General features: G+C 72.2%; 11 protein-coding genes and 1 pseudogene. 6 read left to right on the plus strand and 6 right to left on the minus strand.

Annotated elements, in window-relative coordinates:
* Window positions 1-64 precede the first annotated feature (64 nt).
* On the minus strand, window positions 65-1,333 hold the full coding sequence (locus tag IDM40_RS19460; RefSeq protein ID WP_193123453.1) for an NAD(P)/FAD-dependent oxidoreductase: 1,269 nt from the start codon (window positions 1,331-1,333) through the stop codon (window positions 65-67).
* Window positions 1,334-1,465: 132 nt separating this feature from the next.
* Here IDM40_RS19460 and IDM40_RS19465 point away from each other — a divergent pair, with 132 nt between their 5' ends.
* Together IDM40_RS19465 and IDM40_RS19470 are read left to right on the plus strand one after the other, a co-directional pair.
* Complete coding sequence (locus tag IDM40_RS19465) at window positions 1,466-2,269, plus strand: SDR family oxidoreductase (protein WP_193123454.1); 804 nt, start codon at window positions 1,466-1,468, stop codon at window positions 2,267-2,269.
* A 90-nt stretch (window positions 2,270-2,359) separates the two neighbouring features.
* Entirely contained in the window at window positions 2,360-2,815 is a 456-nt protein-coding gene (locus IDM40_RS19470) for a VOC family protein (RefSeq protein WP_193123455.1), read from the plus strand.
* 48 nt (window positions 2,816-2,863) lie between these two features.
* Here IDM40_RS19470 and IDM40_RS19475 read toward each other — a convergent pair whose 3' ends face one another.
* Window positions 2,864-4,735, minus strand: a complete 1,872-nt coding sequence (locus IDM40_RS19475; protein ID WP_328807071.1) for a hypothetical protein — start codon at window positions 4,733-4,735, stop codon at window positions 2,864-2,866.
* Window positions 4,736-4,925: 190 nt separating this feature from the next.
* Between IDM40_RS19475 and IDM40_RS19480 the strand changes: the two genes are divergently transcribed.
* Entirely contained in the window at window positions 4,926-5,282 is a 357-nt protein-coding gene (locus IDM40_RS19480; RefSeq protein WP_193123456.1) for an antibiotic biosynthesis monooxygenase family protein, read from the plus strand.
* Window positions 5,283-5,509: 227 nt separating this feature from the next.
* Window positions 5,510-6,469, plus strand: coding sequence for a GNAT family N-acetyltransferase (locus tag IDM40_RS19485; RefSeq protein ID WP_193123457.1), 960 nt, complete (start codon window positions 5,510-5,512; stop codon window positions 6,467-6,469).
* Window positions 6,470-6,490: 21 nt separating this feature from the next.
* Here IDM40_RS19485 and IDM40_RS19490 read toward each other — a convergent pair.
* Window positions 6,491-7,251 (minus strand): annotated as a pseudogene (locus IDM40_RS19490) (class I SAM-dependent methyltransferase).
* A gap of 113 nt (window positions 7,252-7,364) precedes the next feature.
* Here IDM40_RS19490 and IDM40_RS19495 point away from each other — a divergent pair.
* Window positions 7,365-8,366 (plus strand): asparaginase, encoded by a 1,002-nt coding sequence (locus tag IDM40_RS19495; protein ID WP_193123458.1) that lies wholly within the window; start codon window positions 7,365-7,367, stop codon window positions 8,364-8,366.
* Window positions 8,367-8,456: 90 nt separating this feature from the next.
* Window positions 8,457-9,380 (plus strand): polysaccharide deacetylase family protein, encoded by a 924-nt coding sequence (locus IDM40_RS19500; RefSeq protein ID WP_216631025.1) that lies wholly within the window; start codon window positions 8,457-8,459, stop codon window positions 9,378-9,380.
* Window positions 9,381-9,416: 36 nt separating this feature from the next.
* Here IDM40_RS19500 and IDM40_RS19505 read toward each other — a convergent pair whose 3' ends face one another.
* The 3 genes from IDM40_RS19505 to IDM40_RS19515 all read right to left on the minus strand — a co-directional run bounded on the left by IDM40_RS19505 (window position 9,417) and on the right by IDM40_RS19515 (window position 13,295).
* Complete coding sequence (locus tag IDM40_RS19505; RefSeq protein ID WP_193123459.1) at window positions 9,417-10,175, minus strand: nucleotidyltransferase domain-containing protein; 759 nt, start codon at window positions 10,173-10,175, stop codon at window positions 9,417-9,419.
* A 94-nt stretch (window positions 10,176-10,269) separates the two neighbouring features.
* The gene (locus IDM40_RS19510) at window positions 10,270-11,445 is read right to left on the minus strand and encodes a DUF418 domain-containing protein (RefSeq protein WP_193123460.1); all 1,176 of its coding nucleotides are present in this window, start codon (window positions 11,443-11,445) and stop codon (window positions 10,270-10,272) included.
* A 191-nt stretch (window positions 11,446-11,636) separates the two neighbouring features.
* On the minus strand, window positions 11,637-13,295 hold the full coding sequence (locus tag IDM40_RS19515; RefSeq protein ID WP_193123461.1) for a BCCT family transporter: 1,659 nt from the start codon (window positions 13,293-13,295) through the stop codon (window positions 11,637-11,639).
* Window positions 13,296-13,446: the final 151 nt, after the last annotated feature.

Genomic DNA, 13,446 nt, shown 5'->3' on the forward strand with positions numbered 1-13,446 from the left:
CACCGCACCCTCGGGCACATCGTTGCTCGGGGCTCGGCGCAGGGCATGCCCTCGGGGTCCGGCGTCAGCGGCACAGGCCGAAGCGGTCGGCGCGGAAGGGCTCCAGGACCTCGGGGCGGGTCCCCTCCACCATGAACCGGGCCAGCGCCTCCGCGGCCGGGCCGGACAGCGTCATCCCCAGCATCGAGTACGCGGTCGCGACGTAGGCGTTGGTGTGCCCCGGCAGCCGGTCGACGATCGGCAGCCCGTCGGGGGCCAGAGGCCGCTCGCCGGTCCAGGGGTGGCGCCGGTCCGCCCAGTCCACGCCGCGGAGCATGGGTTCGGCCGAGCGGGCCACCGCCGAGATCCGGGACGGTTCGGGCACCCGTCCGTGCAGCCCGAAGTCCATCCCTCCTGAGATGCGCAACCGCTCCCCCATCGGCGCGCACGCAACGTGGGCGTCCAGCAGGAGCGTGGAGTGGGTCGGCAGCGGGTGCGCGGGCACGTCGAAGCTGTACCCGCGCCCGCCCTCGACCGGCAGCCGGTGCCCCATGACCTGTGTGAGCGCCGACGCCCCCGCACCGGTCGCGATGACGACCGCACCGGCGTTCCGGGTCCCCTCGGTGGTGCGCACCGCCGAGACCACGCCGTCGCGGGCGTGCACGCCGAGCACCGCCTCACCCTCGTTCACCTCGACCCCGCCGGCGCGCAGGTGGGCGGTCAGCCCGCGCACCACACTGGCCGGTTCGGTCTGCACGTGTTCGTCGAGCACCGCGCCGCACGTGACCCGTTCGGACAGCGCGGGTTCGGTCTCCCGGAGCTCGTCCCCTCCGGTCGGTGCGTCGGGGAGGGGAAAGCCGGCGCGGCGCAGGGGTTCCAGCGCGGCGAGGTAACCCTCCACGTGTGCGGGGTCCTCCGCCACGGCCAGGAACCGGGTCCGCCTGCTGGTGAACTCCACCCCGTCCTGGGCGAGCTGTTCCACGAGGGGGAAGGTTCGCCGCCCCAGCGCCGCCAGCGCCTCGGCGCCGCGTGTGTACCGGGCGGGGGTGCAGTTGCGCAGGAAACGCAGGAACCACGGGGTCAGCAGCGGAACGCTCGCCGGCGCCAGGTGCAGCGGGGAGTCGGGGCGGGTGAACCCGGTGAGCCCGTCGGCGACCAGCCCCGGTTCCGGCAGGGGCCCGGTCTGGGCGGGGTTGATCCACCCGGCGTTGCCGTGCGAGGCGCCCGCGCCGGGGCGGCGGGAGTCGCACACCACCACGTCGATGCCGCGTCTGTGCAGCTGGTGGGCGACGGTGAGGCCGGCGATGCCGGCCCCGACGACCAGCACCGGGCGGTTGGCACGTGTGTCTTCCATCGCGGGTCCTCTCGGTCGGGGGCGGGGCGTACTGCCTCCCCGTGCAGGGGCACGGGGAAACGGCGCGTGCGATCATGTGCGCGGTGCCGGCGCGAGCACCCCTCCCCTGTCGTCTGCGTCGGAAGGATCCTTATGCCCCAGTCCACGTCCCGTACCGCCCTGGTCACCGGCGCCTCCTCCGGGATCGGTCGCGCGGTCGCCGCCGCCCTCGTCGAGCGCGGGTACCGGGTCGTCGGTACGAGCCGCAAGCCCGAGGTGGTGAGCGATCCGGTCCCGGGGGTCGAGTACGTGGCCCTGGACCTGGCCGACGACGCCTCGGTGGAGGCCTGCGCCGCACGGGTGGGCGCCGTCGACGTGCTGGTCAACAACGCCGGGGAGAGCCAGAGCGGCCCGTTCGAGGAGCTTCCGGGCGCGGCGCTGGAACGCCTGTTCCGCATCAACGTGTTCGGGGCCGTGCGGCTCACGCAGCTCGTGCTCCCGGGGATGCGCGAGCGCGGGTACGGGCGGGTGGTCATGGTCGGCTCGATGCTGGCCAGTTTCCCGCTGGCCTACCGTTCCTCCTACGTGGCGTCCAAGGCCGCGGTCAAGGGGTTCGCGGACGCCCTGCGCCGGGAGGTGGAGCCCTACGGCGTCGGGGTCAGCACGGTCGAACCCGGGTCGATCAACACCGGGATCAGCGAACGGCGCACCCAGTACCTGCGGGAGGACTCCCCGTTCGGCGGCGAGTACAGGACCATGCTGAGCGCGCTCAACGCCAACGAGGCGAAGGGCATCACCGCCGAACGTGTGGCGGGCACGGTGGTGCGCGCGGTCGAGGCCCCGTCTCCGCGCCCGTTGTACGCGGTGGGCAGCAACGCACCGGTGGTGTTCGCCCTCAAGCGGCTGTTCCCCCGTTCGCTGATGCTGCGGATCGTGGCGCGCAAGCACGGGCTGTGAGTCGGCCCCGGCCGGGGTGGCTCACCGGGGAACGCGGCCCACGCGGGTGAGGATGAGAGGCCGTCGACCGATCCGAGCCTTGGAGGCCCCATGAGGCAGCAGGTCCACTTCGTGACGCTCTCGACCGCGGACCTGGACGCCGCGCGACGTTTCTACCGGGACGGCCTGGGGTGGGAACCGCTGGCCGACGTTCCGGGCGAGATCCTGTTCTTCCAGGTCGGGCCGGGTGTGGTGCTCGGGCTGTTCGACTCGGTCAAGTTCGGGCGCGACCTGTCGGGCTCGGACGCCGCCGCCTCGGGCCCGGCGCTGTCGCAGACCCCGGTGTCGGGGGTGACCCTGGCGCACAACGTCGAGGGGCCCGAGGAGGTCGCCTGGACGGTGGAGGCCATGGTGCAGGCCGGCGGCAGGGTGCTGCGGGCCCCGGAGCACGGCGAGTTCGGCGGGGTGCACCACGCGTTCGTGGAGGACCCCAACGGGGTGATCTGGGAGGTCGCGCACAACCCGGGCTGGCACGTGGACCAGACGGGGAACGTGGTGCTGGGCTGAGCCGCGTCCCGGGCACCGGGCACCGGGCACCGGGCACCGGGCACCGGGTCAGACGATGCCCACGACCTCGCTGCTCCCCGGCCGGGTGAGCACGACCGCCCCCGGAACCCCGTGCAGGGACACCCACTCCTCGTCCCGGTCGTCCGGGGGCGGGCCGCCGGCCGCCGGTTCCAGGGCGACGTCGACGGTGGTGGCCTCGGCGTCGTCCGCCGGTTCCTCCCCCTCGGTCCAGGGGCGCACGGCGAGGGTGATGCTCTCGGCCGCGGAACCGTCGGTCCGGGGCGCGGCGGTGACCAGGGCGTCCTCGAGCGGGACGGGGCGGATGCGTTCCCGGCGTTCGCCGTCCCCGGCGGGGGTCTCCCCGGCCGAGGCGGTGCGCTCTCCCCCGTCGAGCCCGCGCCAGCCGTAGGTGCCGCTGTCGCCGTCGGCGTCCCAGGTCAGGTAGCCGTCGGAGGTGAAGAGCCAGTCCCCCTCGTGCCCGGTGGGTCCGCCGAACCCCGGCAGGTCGCGGGCCACGACCTCGCCGTTGCGTCCGAAGAGCACGTTCCCGGACTCCGTCCCGCCGTCGGACGCCCACGCGAACGCGAACAGGTGACCGTCGGCGGAGGTGTGGATCCAGACGTCGTCGCCGGGCGAGCTCATGTCCACGTCGGTGTGCCACAGCCAGGTCCCGGTGCTGGGCACCAGGCCGTGCAGGGTCCGGACGGCCCCGCGTCCCCCGCGTTCGCCGGTCATGATGTCCATGTCGCACTCCAGGAGCACGATGACCTCGTGGCGGGTGACGTCCTGCCCCCGCCGGGCGCAATCGCCCAGGGGTTCGTAGGTCCAGCGCTCGCGCCCGGTCTCGGGCACGTAGCCGGCCACGGAGGTGCGGCCGTCGCTGCGGCGCAGGGTCGTGAGCACGTCGCGGTGCAGGAGCGGGGTGAACTCGCCCTGGTGCTGGTAGTGCAAGGGCAGGGCCGAGCGCGGGCTCTGGTACTCGCCGGTCTCGTGCCCGGTGTCGGCCTCGAGCACGACGAGTCGCTGGGCGGGGTCGCCGTCGACGTCGCGCGCCGGGTAGGTGAGCATGACGCTGTTGCCCCCGGGTGAGGTCTGCATGTCGACGGCGTGCTCCCCGGAACGGCGGTAGTGCCAGCGCTCCTCCCCGGTGCTCGTGTCCACGAGGGCGACACCCTCGGCCGACCGGACGAGGACCCCGGTGCGGGCCGGGGCGACCTCCAGGACGGGACCGCCGTCGGGTGTGGACCAGCGCCACCCGACGTCCTCGACGGTGGAGGGGAGTTCGGAACCCAGGTCGTGGTCGGCGCCGTCCGTGGAGGCCGTGGTCGCCTCGACCGGGAGCACGGTGGTCAGCGCGGCGGCCAGGGCGACGGCGGCGGCACCCGTGGCCAGTCCCGCGCCCGCACCGACCGCCCGGGAACGCCGCGGGCCGCGGAGCGCGACCGGCGAGAGGGTGATCAGGCAGAGGGCGACCAGGACCCCGGTGGCGCCCAGTGCGAGGCCGTACGCGGAGAAGTCGAGGAAACGGGGCGCCCCGGGGCCGTCGGCGGGGCTGACCGGTGCCCACCAGAGCGCCGTGAGGACCACGGCGGAGACGGCGAAGGTGGTGGCGGCCAGTACCCGGCGCGGGCGTCCGGGGGTGAGGGCGCGGGAGAGGGAGAGCAGACGCCCTCGGGCGGAGCGGCGGGGCGCACGCGGGGCTTCACCGCGGGCGGCGGCCGCGCGGAGGCGTTCCAGCTCGTGCAGGCGGACCAGGGGCAGGGCCAGGACGGTGAACAGGCCCCAGACCCAGACCAGGTGGACGGGCCACGGGACGGACCCGGTGGCCGCGTGCACGTGGACCGCGGCCCTGGCGAACGTCACCGCGCCGGGGAGGAGGAGTCCGGAGGCGAACCAGAAACGGACCGGCGAAGGGGGCACCCTCCGGAAGATAGGGACAAAGGGGCGCACGGTCAACGTCACCCGGCGTCCGCCCCGTGTTTCCCGCGTGGTGTTCCGGGGTGCGGACCTGCCCCGGCCCGCCCACCCTGCGGTGGGGCCGGTGGGTCCTGCGTGCTGCAGGGATCTAGGTTGTGGGTGAGAGCCGTAACCGACCGTGGAGGTGACGCCGGTGAGCGTCGTCAAGTTCAACGTCCTGACCGTGCCCGAGGGTGCCGGGTCCACGCTGGAGGAGCGTTTCGCCAAGCGCGCGGGCGCGGTGGAGACGCAGCCCGGCTTCGAGGAGTTCCAGCTCCTGCGCCCGGTCGAGGGCAACGACAAGTACCTGGTCTACACCCGGTGGCGGTCCGAGGAGGACTTCCAGAACTGGATGAACAGCCAGGACTTCCAGCGGGGCCACCAGCAGAGCAGCAACGACCAGGGCGGCGGGGAGTCCCCGCACGGCGGTGGCGAGAAGCCCAGGCCCGCCGCGACCGGCAGTGAGCTGTGGGGCTACGAGGTGGTCCAGCGCGTGGAGGGCAAGGCCTGAACGCCCGAGCCCGGGGCGCCGGCGGCGCCCCGGGCCGCGCCGTCGCAAGAAAAAAGCGTTGTGCTCGCGTGTGCGCCCCTGTAGAACAAGACGCACACCGGGCCGCACGGGCCCGGCGAGCACGGAGAGGAGGCACGAGCGATGTTCCCCGTAGACCCAGCGCCCGTGACCTCCCGGGGGTACGGCTGACGGACCCCCGGGCCGGGTGCGCGCACAGAGAGTGCACCATGACCGGCATCGAGCATGACCCGACCATCCGTCCCCTGCACGGCACGCAGGAGCTGGAGCTGTTCAACCGGCTCCCCTTCGTGCTCAACCACGAGTTCGCCGTCGACCTCGACGAGGGGCGCCGCCGCACCGACTGGATGTGGGTGGCCCTGGACGGCGACCGGATCCTGGCCCGCCTGGCGTTCTGGCGCAGGCGCCGGGAGGACCCCACCCCGTTCCTGTTGGACGTCCTGGACGTGGACGACACCGACGAGGACCTCGACCGTGTGGCCGTGCTGACCGACCTGCTGCGGGCCGCGGGCGCCGAGGTCCTGGGGCCCGACGGTTCCTGGCCCGAGTACCTGCGCTTCGTCGACGCCGGCTGGCGCGACCTTCCCGGAACGCGGCGCGCGGTCGACGAACGCATGGAGGCCGTCGCGCGGGTGGGCGGCGTCCCGTTCGTGGAGCGCCTGCGGTACCGGTGGCGCGCCGCGGACACACCCGTGCCCTCCGGCTCCGGACGCCTGCGGTTCCGGGGGATCCGCGACGAGGCGGAGATCCTGAGCCTGATGGCACGCGCCCTGGAAGGGACCCTCGACGGGCACGACCGCGCCGACCTGGCTGGGGCTTCACCCGAGCAGGTGGCCCGCGCCAACTTCGACGAGGAGTTCGCGCGTTACGCCACGCCCCGTTCTTGGTGGCGGATCGCGACGCTGGACGGCGGCGAGCCCGTCGGGTTCGTGGTTCCGGGGCGCAACGCCAAGCACCCGATCATCGGCTACATCGCCGTGCTGCCGGAACACCGCGGCCACGGGTACATCGACGACCTGCTGGCCGAGGGCACGCGGGTGCTCGCGGAGGAGGGCGGCGAGACCTACGCGCACGCCGCCACGGACCTCGGCAACGTTCCGATGGCCCGCGCGTTCGACCGTGCGGGGTACACGACCGTCAGCGGCGTCGTCTCGATGGTGTGGCCCTGACCCGGTTCCCGGCCGTCCGGGTCACCGGGGTTTGCGGGCCTCGATGAGGAAGCGTGTGGTGGTGGCGGTGAAGGAGCCCTCGCGTTCGATGTGCTCGTGCATGTCGCGCAGGCGCTCGCGATGGGCGTCGACGGTGAAACCCGGCACCATCCACACGACCTTGCGCAGGAAGTACACGACGGCACCGATGTCGTGGAAGGCCGTGTGCAGGCGTTCGGAGCGCAGGTCGACCACCTCGAGCCCGGCCGCCTCCGCGCCGGCCCGGGCGTGCTCGGGGTGACGGGCGTTGCGGGTCTCCTCGTCCTGCGGTCCGAGGAAGAACTCGACCACCTCGAAGACACTGGACGGCCCCACCTGCTGGGACACGTAGGTGCCTCCCGGTTGGAGGACCCGCGCGATCTCGTTCCACCACACGGTCACCGGGTGACGGCACACCACGAGGTCGAAGCTCGCGTCGGCGAAGGGCAGCGGCGGCCGGTCCTCGTCGGCCACCACGGTCACGCCCAGCGGTTCCAGGTTGCGGGCCGCCTCGGCGACGTTGGGCGGCCAGCCCTCGGTCGCGGTGGTCCGGGGCGCGCGGCGAGGGATGCTCGCGAGGACCTCGCCCCCACCGGTCTGGACGTCGAGCGCGGCGTCGCGTGTTCCATGTGTGCCGCCATGGTGCGCCGGTAACCCCAGGACGGCCGCTGTTCGACGGCACGTCCGTCCAGCCAGGAGAAGTCCCAGCCGTCGACGGGTGCGGCCTCCGCCTCGGCCACGAGGGTGTCGAAGTCTCTCGCCATGCGTCCACGTTCGCCGCCCGGTCCCGGCGGCGCAAACGATTTCCGCAGCTTGACCCGGGCGGGCGGGGCACCGAGGATACGGGGGTTCCCGTACCGCCCCACCTGGAGGTCCCATGCGCACCCTGACCCTGTTGAGCACCGGCGGCACGATCGCCACGACCGCGGGTGAGAAAGGGTTGTCGGTCGCGGTCGGGGCGGACGACCTCCTCGCCGCGGCGGAGCGCGTGTGGGGCTCGGGCGGCGTGCGCGTGCAGACCCGCGACGTGCACCGCATGGTGAGCTTCGCCGAGAGCGTCGGCGACGTCCTGGCCCTGGCCCGGGCCGTGCGCGAGGCGGCGCGGGAGTCGGACGGGGTCGTGGTCACGCACGGCACGGACACGATGGAGGAGGCCGCGTTCCTCGTCGCGCTCACCCACGACTCCCCCGTCCCCGTGGCCTTCACCGGGGCGCAGCGCCCCTTCGACGACCCCGCGCCGGACGGGCCCCGCAACCTCGCCGCCGCCCTGTGCTGGGTCGGTGATCCCCGTGCGGAGGGCACCGGGGTCGGCGTGGTCTTCGACGGGAACGTGGTGCCCGCGGTCGGCGTACGGAAGGTGCACACGCTGGGTCTGGACGCGTTCCGTGCCCCCGGCCGTGCGTCCGTGGCCTCCGTGGACGCCGACGGGGTGCGGGTGCACGCCACGGCCCCGAAGGTCCCCGTGCTGCTCGACCCGGACGTGGAGCCCCCGCGCGTGGACGTCGTCGCCCAGTACCTCGGCGCCGACGCGACGGGTGTGCGCGCGTCGGTGGCGGCGGGCGCACGCGGGCTGGTCCTGTCCGGGTTCGGGGCGGGCAACACGACCCCCGACACCACCCGGGCGTGCGTGGAGCTCCTGGGTTCGGGTGTCCCGGTCGGTCTGGCCAGCCGGGTCGGCGCGGGCCCCGTCTCGGGCCTCTACGCGGACGGCGGCGCGGAACTCGTGCGCGCGGGCGCGGTGGTCATGGGCGACCTCTCCCCGTGGCAGTCGCGGTTGCTGCTGGCGGCCGCCCTCACGCACACCGATCCCCGCGGCGGGGTCGGCGAGCTCTGCCGGAGGTGGCTCGAGTCGGTGGGTGCGGTGGCCGGCCGGGACTGACCCCTGCCGCCCGCGGCCACCCCGGGTCCCGCCCGTCGACGGGTGGGACCGGGGCCGTTTCGGTCCTTGAACGTCCGTGGAACCGGGGCCATGATGCACGCGACCACCGAGCGTCGACCGGAGTGGGTGGAGAGCATGGCCAAGGAGATCCTGGTGGCGTACGGCGTGGACGTCGACGCCGTCGGCGGGTGGTTGGGTTCCTACGGGGGCGAGGACTCCCCCTGCGACATCTCCCGCGGGATGTTCGCCGGCGAGGTCGGCGTGCCCCGCATGCTGGAGCTGTTCCGGCGCACGGACATCACCGCGACCTGGTTCTGGCCGGGGCACTCCGTGGAGACCTTCCCCGACGGGTTCGAGGCCTGTTTCCGCGCGGGCCACGAGATCGGCGTGCACGGGTACAGCCACGAGAACCCGATCGCGATGAGCGCGCAGCAGGAGGCCGACGTGCTCGACCACTGCATCGAGCTCATCGAGCAGCGCACCGGGCGGCAGCCGACCGGCTACGTGGCGCCGTGGTGGGAGTTCTCCGACGTCACGAACCAGCTGCTGGTCACCCGCGGTTTCAAGTACGACCACTCGCTGATGCACCACGACTTCCAGTGCTACTTCGTGCGGGTCGGCGACCGGTGGACCAAGATCGACTACGACCGCCCGGCCGGCGACTGGATGCACCCCCTGGTGCGCGGCGAGGAGTCGGACCTGGTGGAGATCCCCGCCTCGTGGGAGGTCGACGACCTGCCCCCGATGATGTTCATCAAGGCCAACCCCAACAGCCACGGGTACGTCAGCCCGCGCGACCTCGAGCGGCAGTGGCGGGACCAGTTCGACTGGGTGTACCGGGAGTACGACCACGCGGTGTTCCCGATGACGGTGCACCCGGACGTGTCGGGGCGGCCGCAGAACCTGCTCATGCACGAGCGGCTCATCGAGTACTTCAGCAGCCACCAGGGCGTGCGCTGGGTGACCTTCGACGAGATCGCGGACGACTTCCTGCGCCGCAACCCTCGCGACTGACCGGCGGCGGCCGGACCGGCCCGGCGCACCCCGCGGTCAGGAGGTGGCGACGAGCCGGTTGGCCTCGGCGACGGCGGCGCGCAGGTCGTCGGGGTTGCCGGTCGCACCCGCGATGATCAAGTCCATCTCCTCCAGGCCCGCCTTGGCCAGGAGGGTCTTGTCGTTGGTGACCCACTGCCCCCGTGCCGCGCAGACCCCGTGCGCGGCCTGCGCCGCGGCCTGGGCGAGCAGCCCGGTGCACTGGGTGACCCGCCCGTACGGGGCGTGGTTGTGCTCGGCGTAGGAGAGGTTGGCGGCGGCGAAGCCCCTCCACACCCCCGGAGCGCGTTCGCGCAGTGCCTCCGGGAACTCGGGGCGCGGCAGGTCCCCGTGCAGCACCCGGCCCAGGGCCAGCTCGGCGAGCAGCAGGTAGGTGGGGATCCCGACGAGGTGGAACATGAGGGGTTCGACGCGGAACCGCCCCTGTTCTGCCTCGGCAATCTCGTGCTCGACGGTCCCGAGGTCGCGGTAGTGCACGTCGACCGGGCGCCCGTCCACACGCAGCCAGGCGCCGCCGTTGAAGACCCCGCCCCACTCGCCGATGTCGGAGACCTTGCCGTCCCACCCCGCGTCGCGCAGGTCCTGGGGGTCGAACCCGTCGCGGTAGTACACGGCCAGGTCCCAGTCGCTGTCGGGACGGTGGGTCCCCTCGCCGCGGGAGCCGCCGAGGGTGACCGCCTCGACGCCGGGCAGGGCGTACAGGCGGTCGGCCAGGTCGGTGAGGAACCGGGTGTCGTCGGTGTCGGAGCTGCTCATCGGTGCATCCTCGCAGAATCGGTACGGACAGGGCGACGCGTTTCCCGACGGCCCCGGGGTTCGCGTTCCGAGCCGGGCCTGCGCGCCGCGCGCCTCAGACGGGTTCGGTCCGCCGCACCCCGGCGTAGGTGCGGTTGCGCAGCAGGCTCTCCAACGGTCCCCGCATCCCGGCCCTGCGCATGAGGTCGGCGAGCACGACCGTGGCCAGCCACACGCCCGCGCCGGTCAGGACCGCGGCGGTGTCGCTCATCCGGGCCAGGTCGAGCGTGTACGGCATGAAGAGCACGAGCCAGGCGAGCGACTGCAGCACGTAACAGGTCATGGAACGCTGCCCGGTGGCCACCAGCGCGGTCACCACCGGCCCGCGCCGCTGACCGATCCGCAGCGCCACCAGGGCGATGAGCGCCGCGTACTCGAACCCGCCGAGGTAACCGGTGACCAGGTGCAACCAGGCGGCGCCCAGCACCACGGGCGCGGCGGGCTGCCAGAGCTCGGTGACGTAGAGCGCGTAGGGGATCCCGCCCAGCACGGCCGTGGGGATCCCGTACCCGGCGACCCGGGTGAGCAGGTACCGGTGGCGTCCGGGCTCCTCCAGCAGGCGCCGGCGTGCGGCCCAGATGCCGACGGTGAACGGCAGCACCGACACCGGGACCATGACGAGCATGATCGGCCAGCCGACCCCGCGCACGGCCATGTCGGTGAGCGGGTCCCCCGCGATCGGCATGGCTTCCTCGGTCTCGGCCGCCATCGCGCTCCCGGCCGTGAGCACCGTGTAGACCAGGCTGCCGACCGCCAACCACCCGAAGCCGTGGGCGAGCAGGCGCCGGTCGCCCACGTGCAGGAGCCCTGCCATCGCGACCGCGATGAGCCCGTAGACCGCGATGATGTCACCGGAGAACAACAGCAGCGTGTGCAGGAACCCGATGAGGATCATCCACCGCCCGCGGCGCCGCACCAGCGAGCGCACCCACGGCCAGGTGTGCCCCTCCTCGGTGCGGCGCAGGTGGATCCAGGCGAGGCCGTAACCGAACAGGAGCGCGAACATGGGGTACCCGCGCGACTCGGCCAGAACGGTCACCACGAACACACTGACGCTGTCGGCGGTGCTCTGGAGTGTGTAGGGCAGCTGTTCGCCGGTGGCCATCGTGCGGAACAGGACGGCGTGCACGACGGAGATGACGAGCAGCATGAACCCCCGCGCCAGGTCGGGCGCCAGGGAGCGCTCCGACAGGGCGAGGCCGCTGACCCGCTGCGGCTCGGGACGTGACATGCGTGCTCCTCCTGTGGGGGTCGCCGGGGAGCCGGTGCGGCGGGGTGGCCGCGTCGGCCGGGTGCGGTCCCACGGTAGGAGCCAGGCGGAGGTGGACGCGTCCCCCGATCGGCCGGAACGGGCTCGTCCTTCCGGCCGGATCGCGGCGCCGGTTGGCGGGCCGGCGCCGCCCACCTGCACCGGTGCGACCGTTACGTGCCTGCGCCCCCGTTCCCGTTCCCGTTGCCGTTGGTGCCGTGCCCGTTGCCCGGGCGCTTCCCGGCCCGGCGGCGTTTGCGGGCCCGGGTCGCCAGCGGCACGCTGCGTTCCCGCTGGGCCCCGGAACCCTCGGTGAACTCCGCCTGCAACGACCGCACCAGGGAGACCATCATCAGGAACCCCATGATGAAGAACGGCAGCCCGAACACGATGATGGTCTGTTGCAGAGCGTCGAGCCCGCCGACGCCCGTGGCGGTGAGCACGGTGGCGGCCACCACGCCCTCGGTCACCCCCCAGAACACCCGCTGTCGGGTGGGTGCGCTGTCGTTGCCCGTGCACAGCATGTCCACGACCAGGGAGGCCGAGTCGGAGGAGGTGGTGAAGAAGATGATGACGATGACGATGCACATCGCCGAGACGAACGTGAACCAAGGGAAGTGTTCCAGCAGGGCGAAGAGCGCACCCGGGATGTCCCCCTCACCGACGACCCGGTCGACGAGGCCGCCGCCCTGGTTCATCTCGATGTCGAAGGCGGAGAGCCCGAACACGCTGAACCAGACGATGCTGAAGGCGGTGGGCAGCCCCAGCACGCCGAGCACGAACTCGCGGATCGTGCGCCCCTTGGAGATGCGGGCGATGAAGATGCCGACAAAGGGCGACCAGGTGATGGTCCAGGCCCAGTAGAAGACCGTCCAGGTGCCCTGCCATCCGGTGTTGCCGAAGGTGTCGTTCCAGAACGAGAGCGGGATCAGCCAGTCGAGGTAGACGCCGGCGGTCTCGATGATGCCCTTGGCCAGGTACAGGCTCGAACCGGCGGCGAAGACGAAGAGCAGCAGTCCCACGGACATGACGATGTTGATCTGGGACGGCCACTTGATGCCGGTGTCCAGTCCGCTGGCGACCGAGACGACGGCGATGCACGTGACGACCGCGATGAGGATGACCTGGTTGAGGCGGCTCTCCTCGATGCCGAACAGGGTGTTGAGGCCACTGTTGATCTGCATCGTGCCCAGGCCGATGGTCACGGCCACACCGAACAGCGTGCCGATCACCGCGAAGATGTCGATCGACTTCCCGATGGGGCCGTGGATGCGCTCGCCGAGGAAGGGCTCGAAGATGGAACTGACGCGGAACGGCAGGCCTTTGCGGTACACGAAATAGGCGAAGGCCAGCGCCGGAAGGGTGAAGATCGTCCACGTGTGCAGACCGAAATGGTAGAGCGTGTATCCGAGCGCCTGTTCGGCCGCGGCGACCGTTTCTCCCCCGACGTCCTGTTGCGGTGGTTCTGCGAAATGGCTGATCGGTTCGGCCACGCCCCAGAACATCAGGATGCTGCCGATTCCCGCGGCGAAGAGCATGCAGAACCAGGTGAGGTTGCTGTAATCGGGGCGGCTGTCCTTGCCGCCCAGCCGCACGTGCCCGTACCGGCTCAGCGCGATCCAGATGAGGAAGATCAGGAACGTGGTCACGCCGAGGATGTAGAACCATCCCAGGTACGACAGGATCCACTCGGACGTGGCACCGAAGACCCGGTCCACCTGGTCGGTGAAGACGATCGCGCAGACCACGAAGACGAGCGTCAGAGCGGCGGAGACGAAGAAGATCGTGGGGTCGGTCCGGAGCCCCATCCTCCGCGACAGCTTTTCGAGCATGCCGACTGCTTTCTCATATATCGATATTTTCCTGGAGGGGGATGTTCGTTTTTCTTCCCCACGCATACAGGAGAACACAATGAAAGCAGTGGAAGCCGCGACAGCGCCGGTGACGAATACCCATGTCACCGATGGCGGTTTCGCGAGGAAT

The organism is Nocardiopsis coralli (assembly GCF_014892575.1).
GTDB lineage: Bacteria > Actinomycetota > Actinomycetes > Streptosporangiales > Streptosporangiaceae > Nocardiopsis > Nocardiopsis coralli.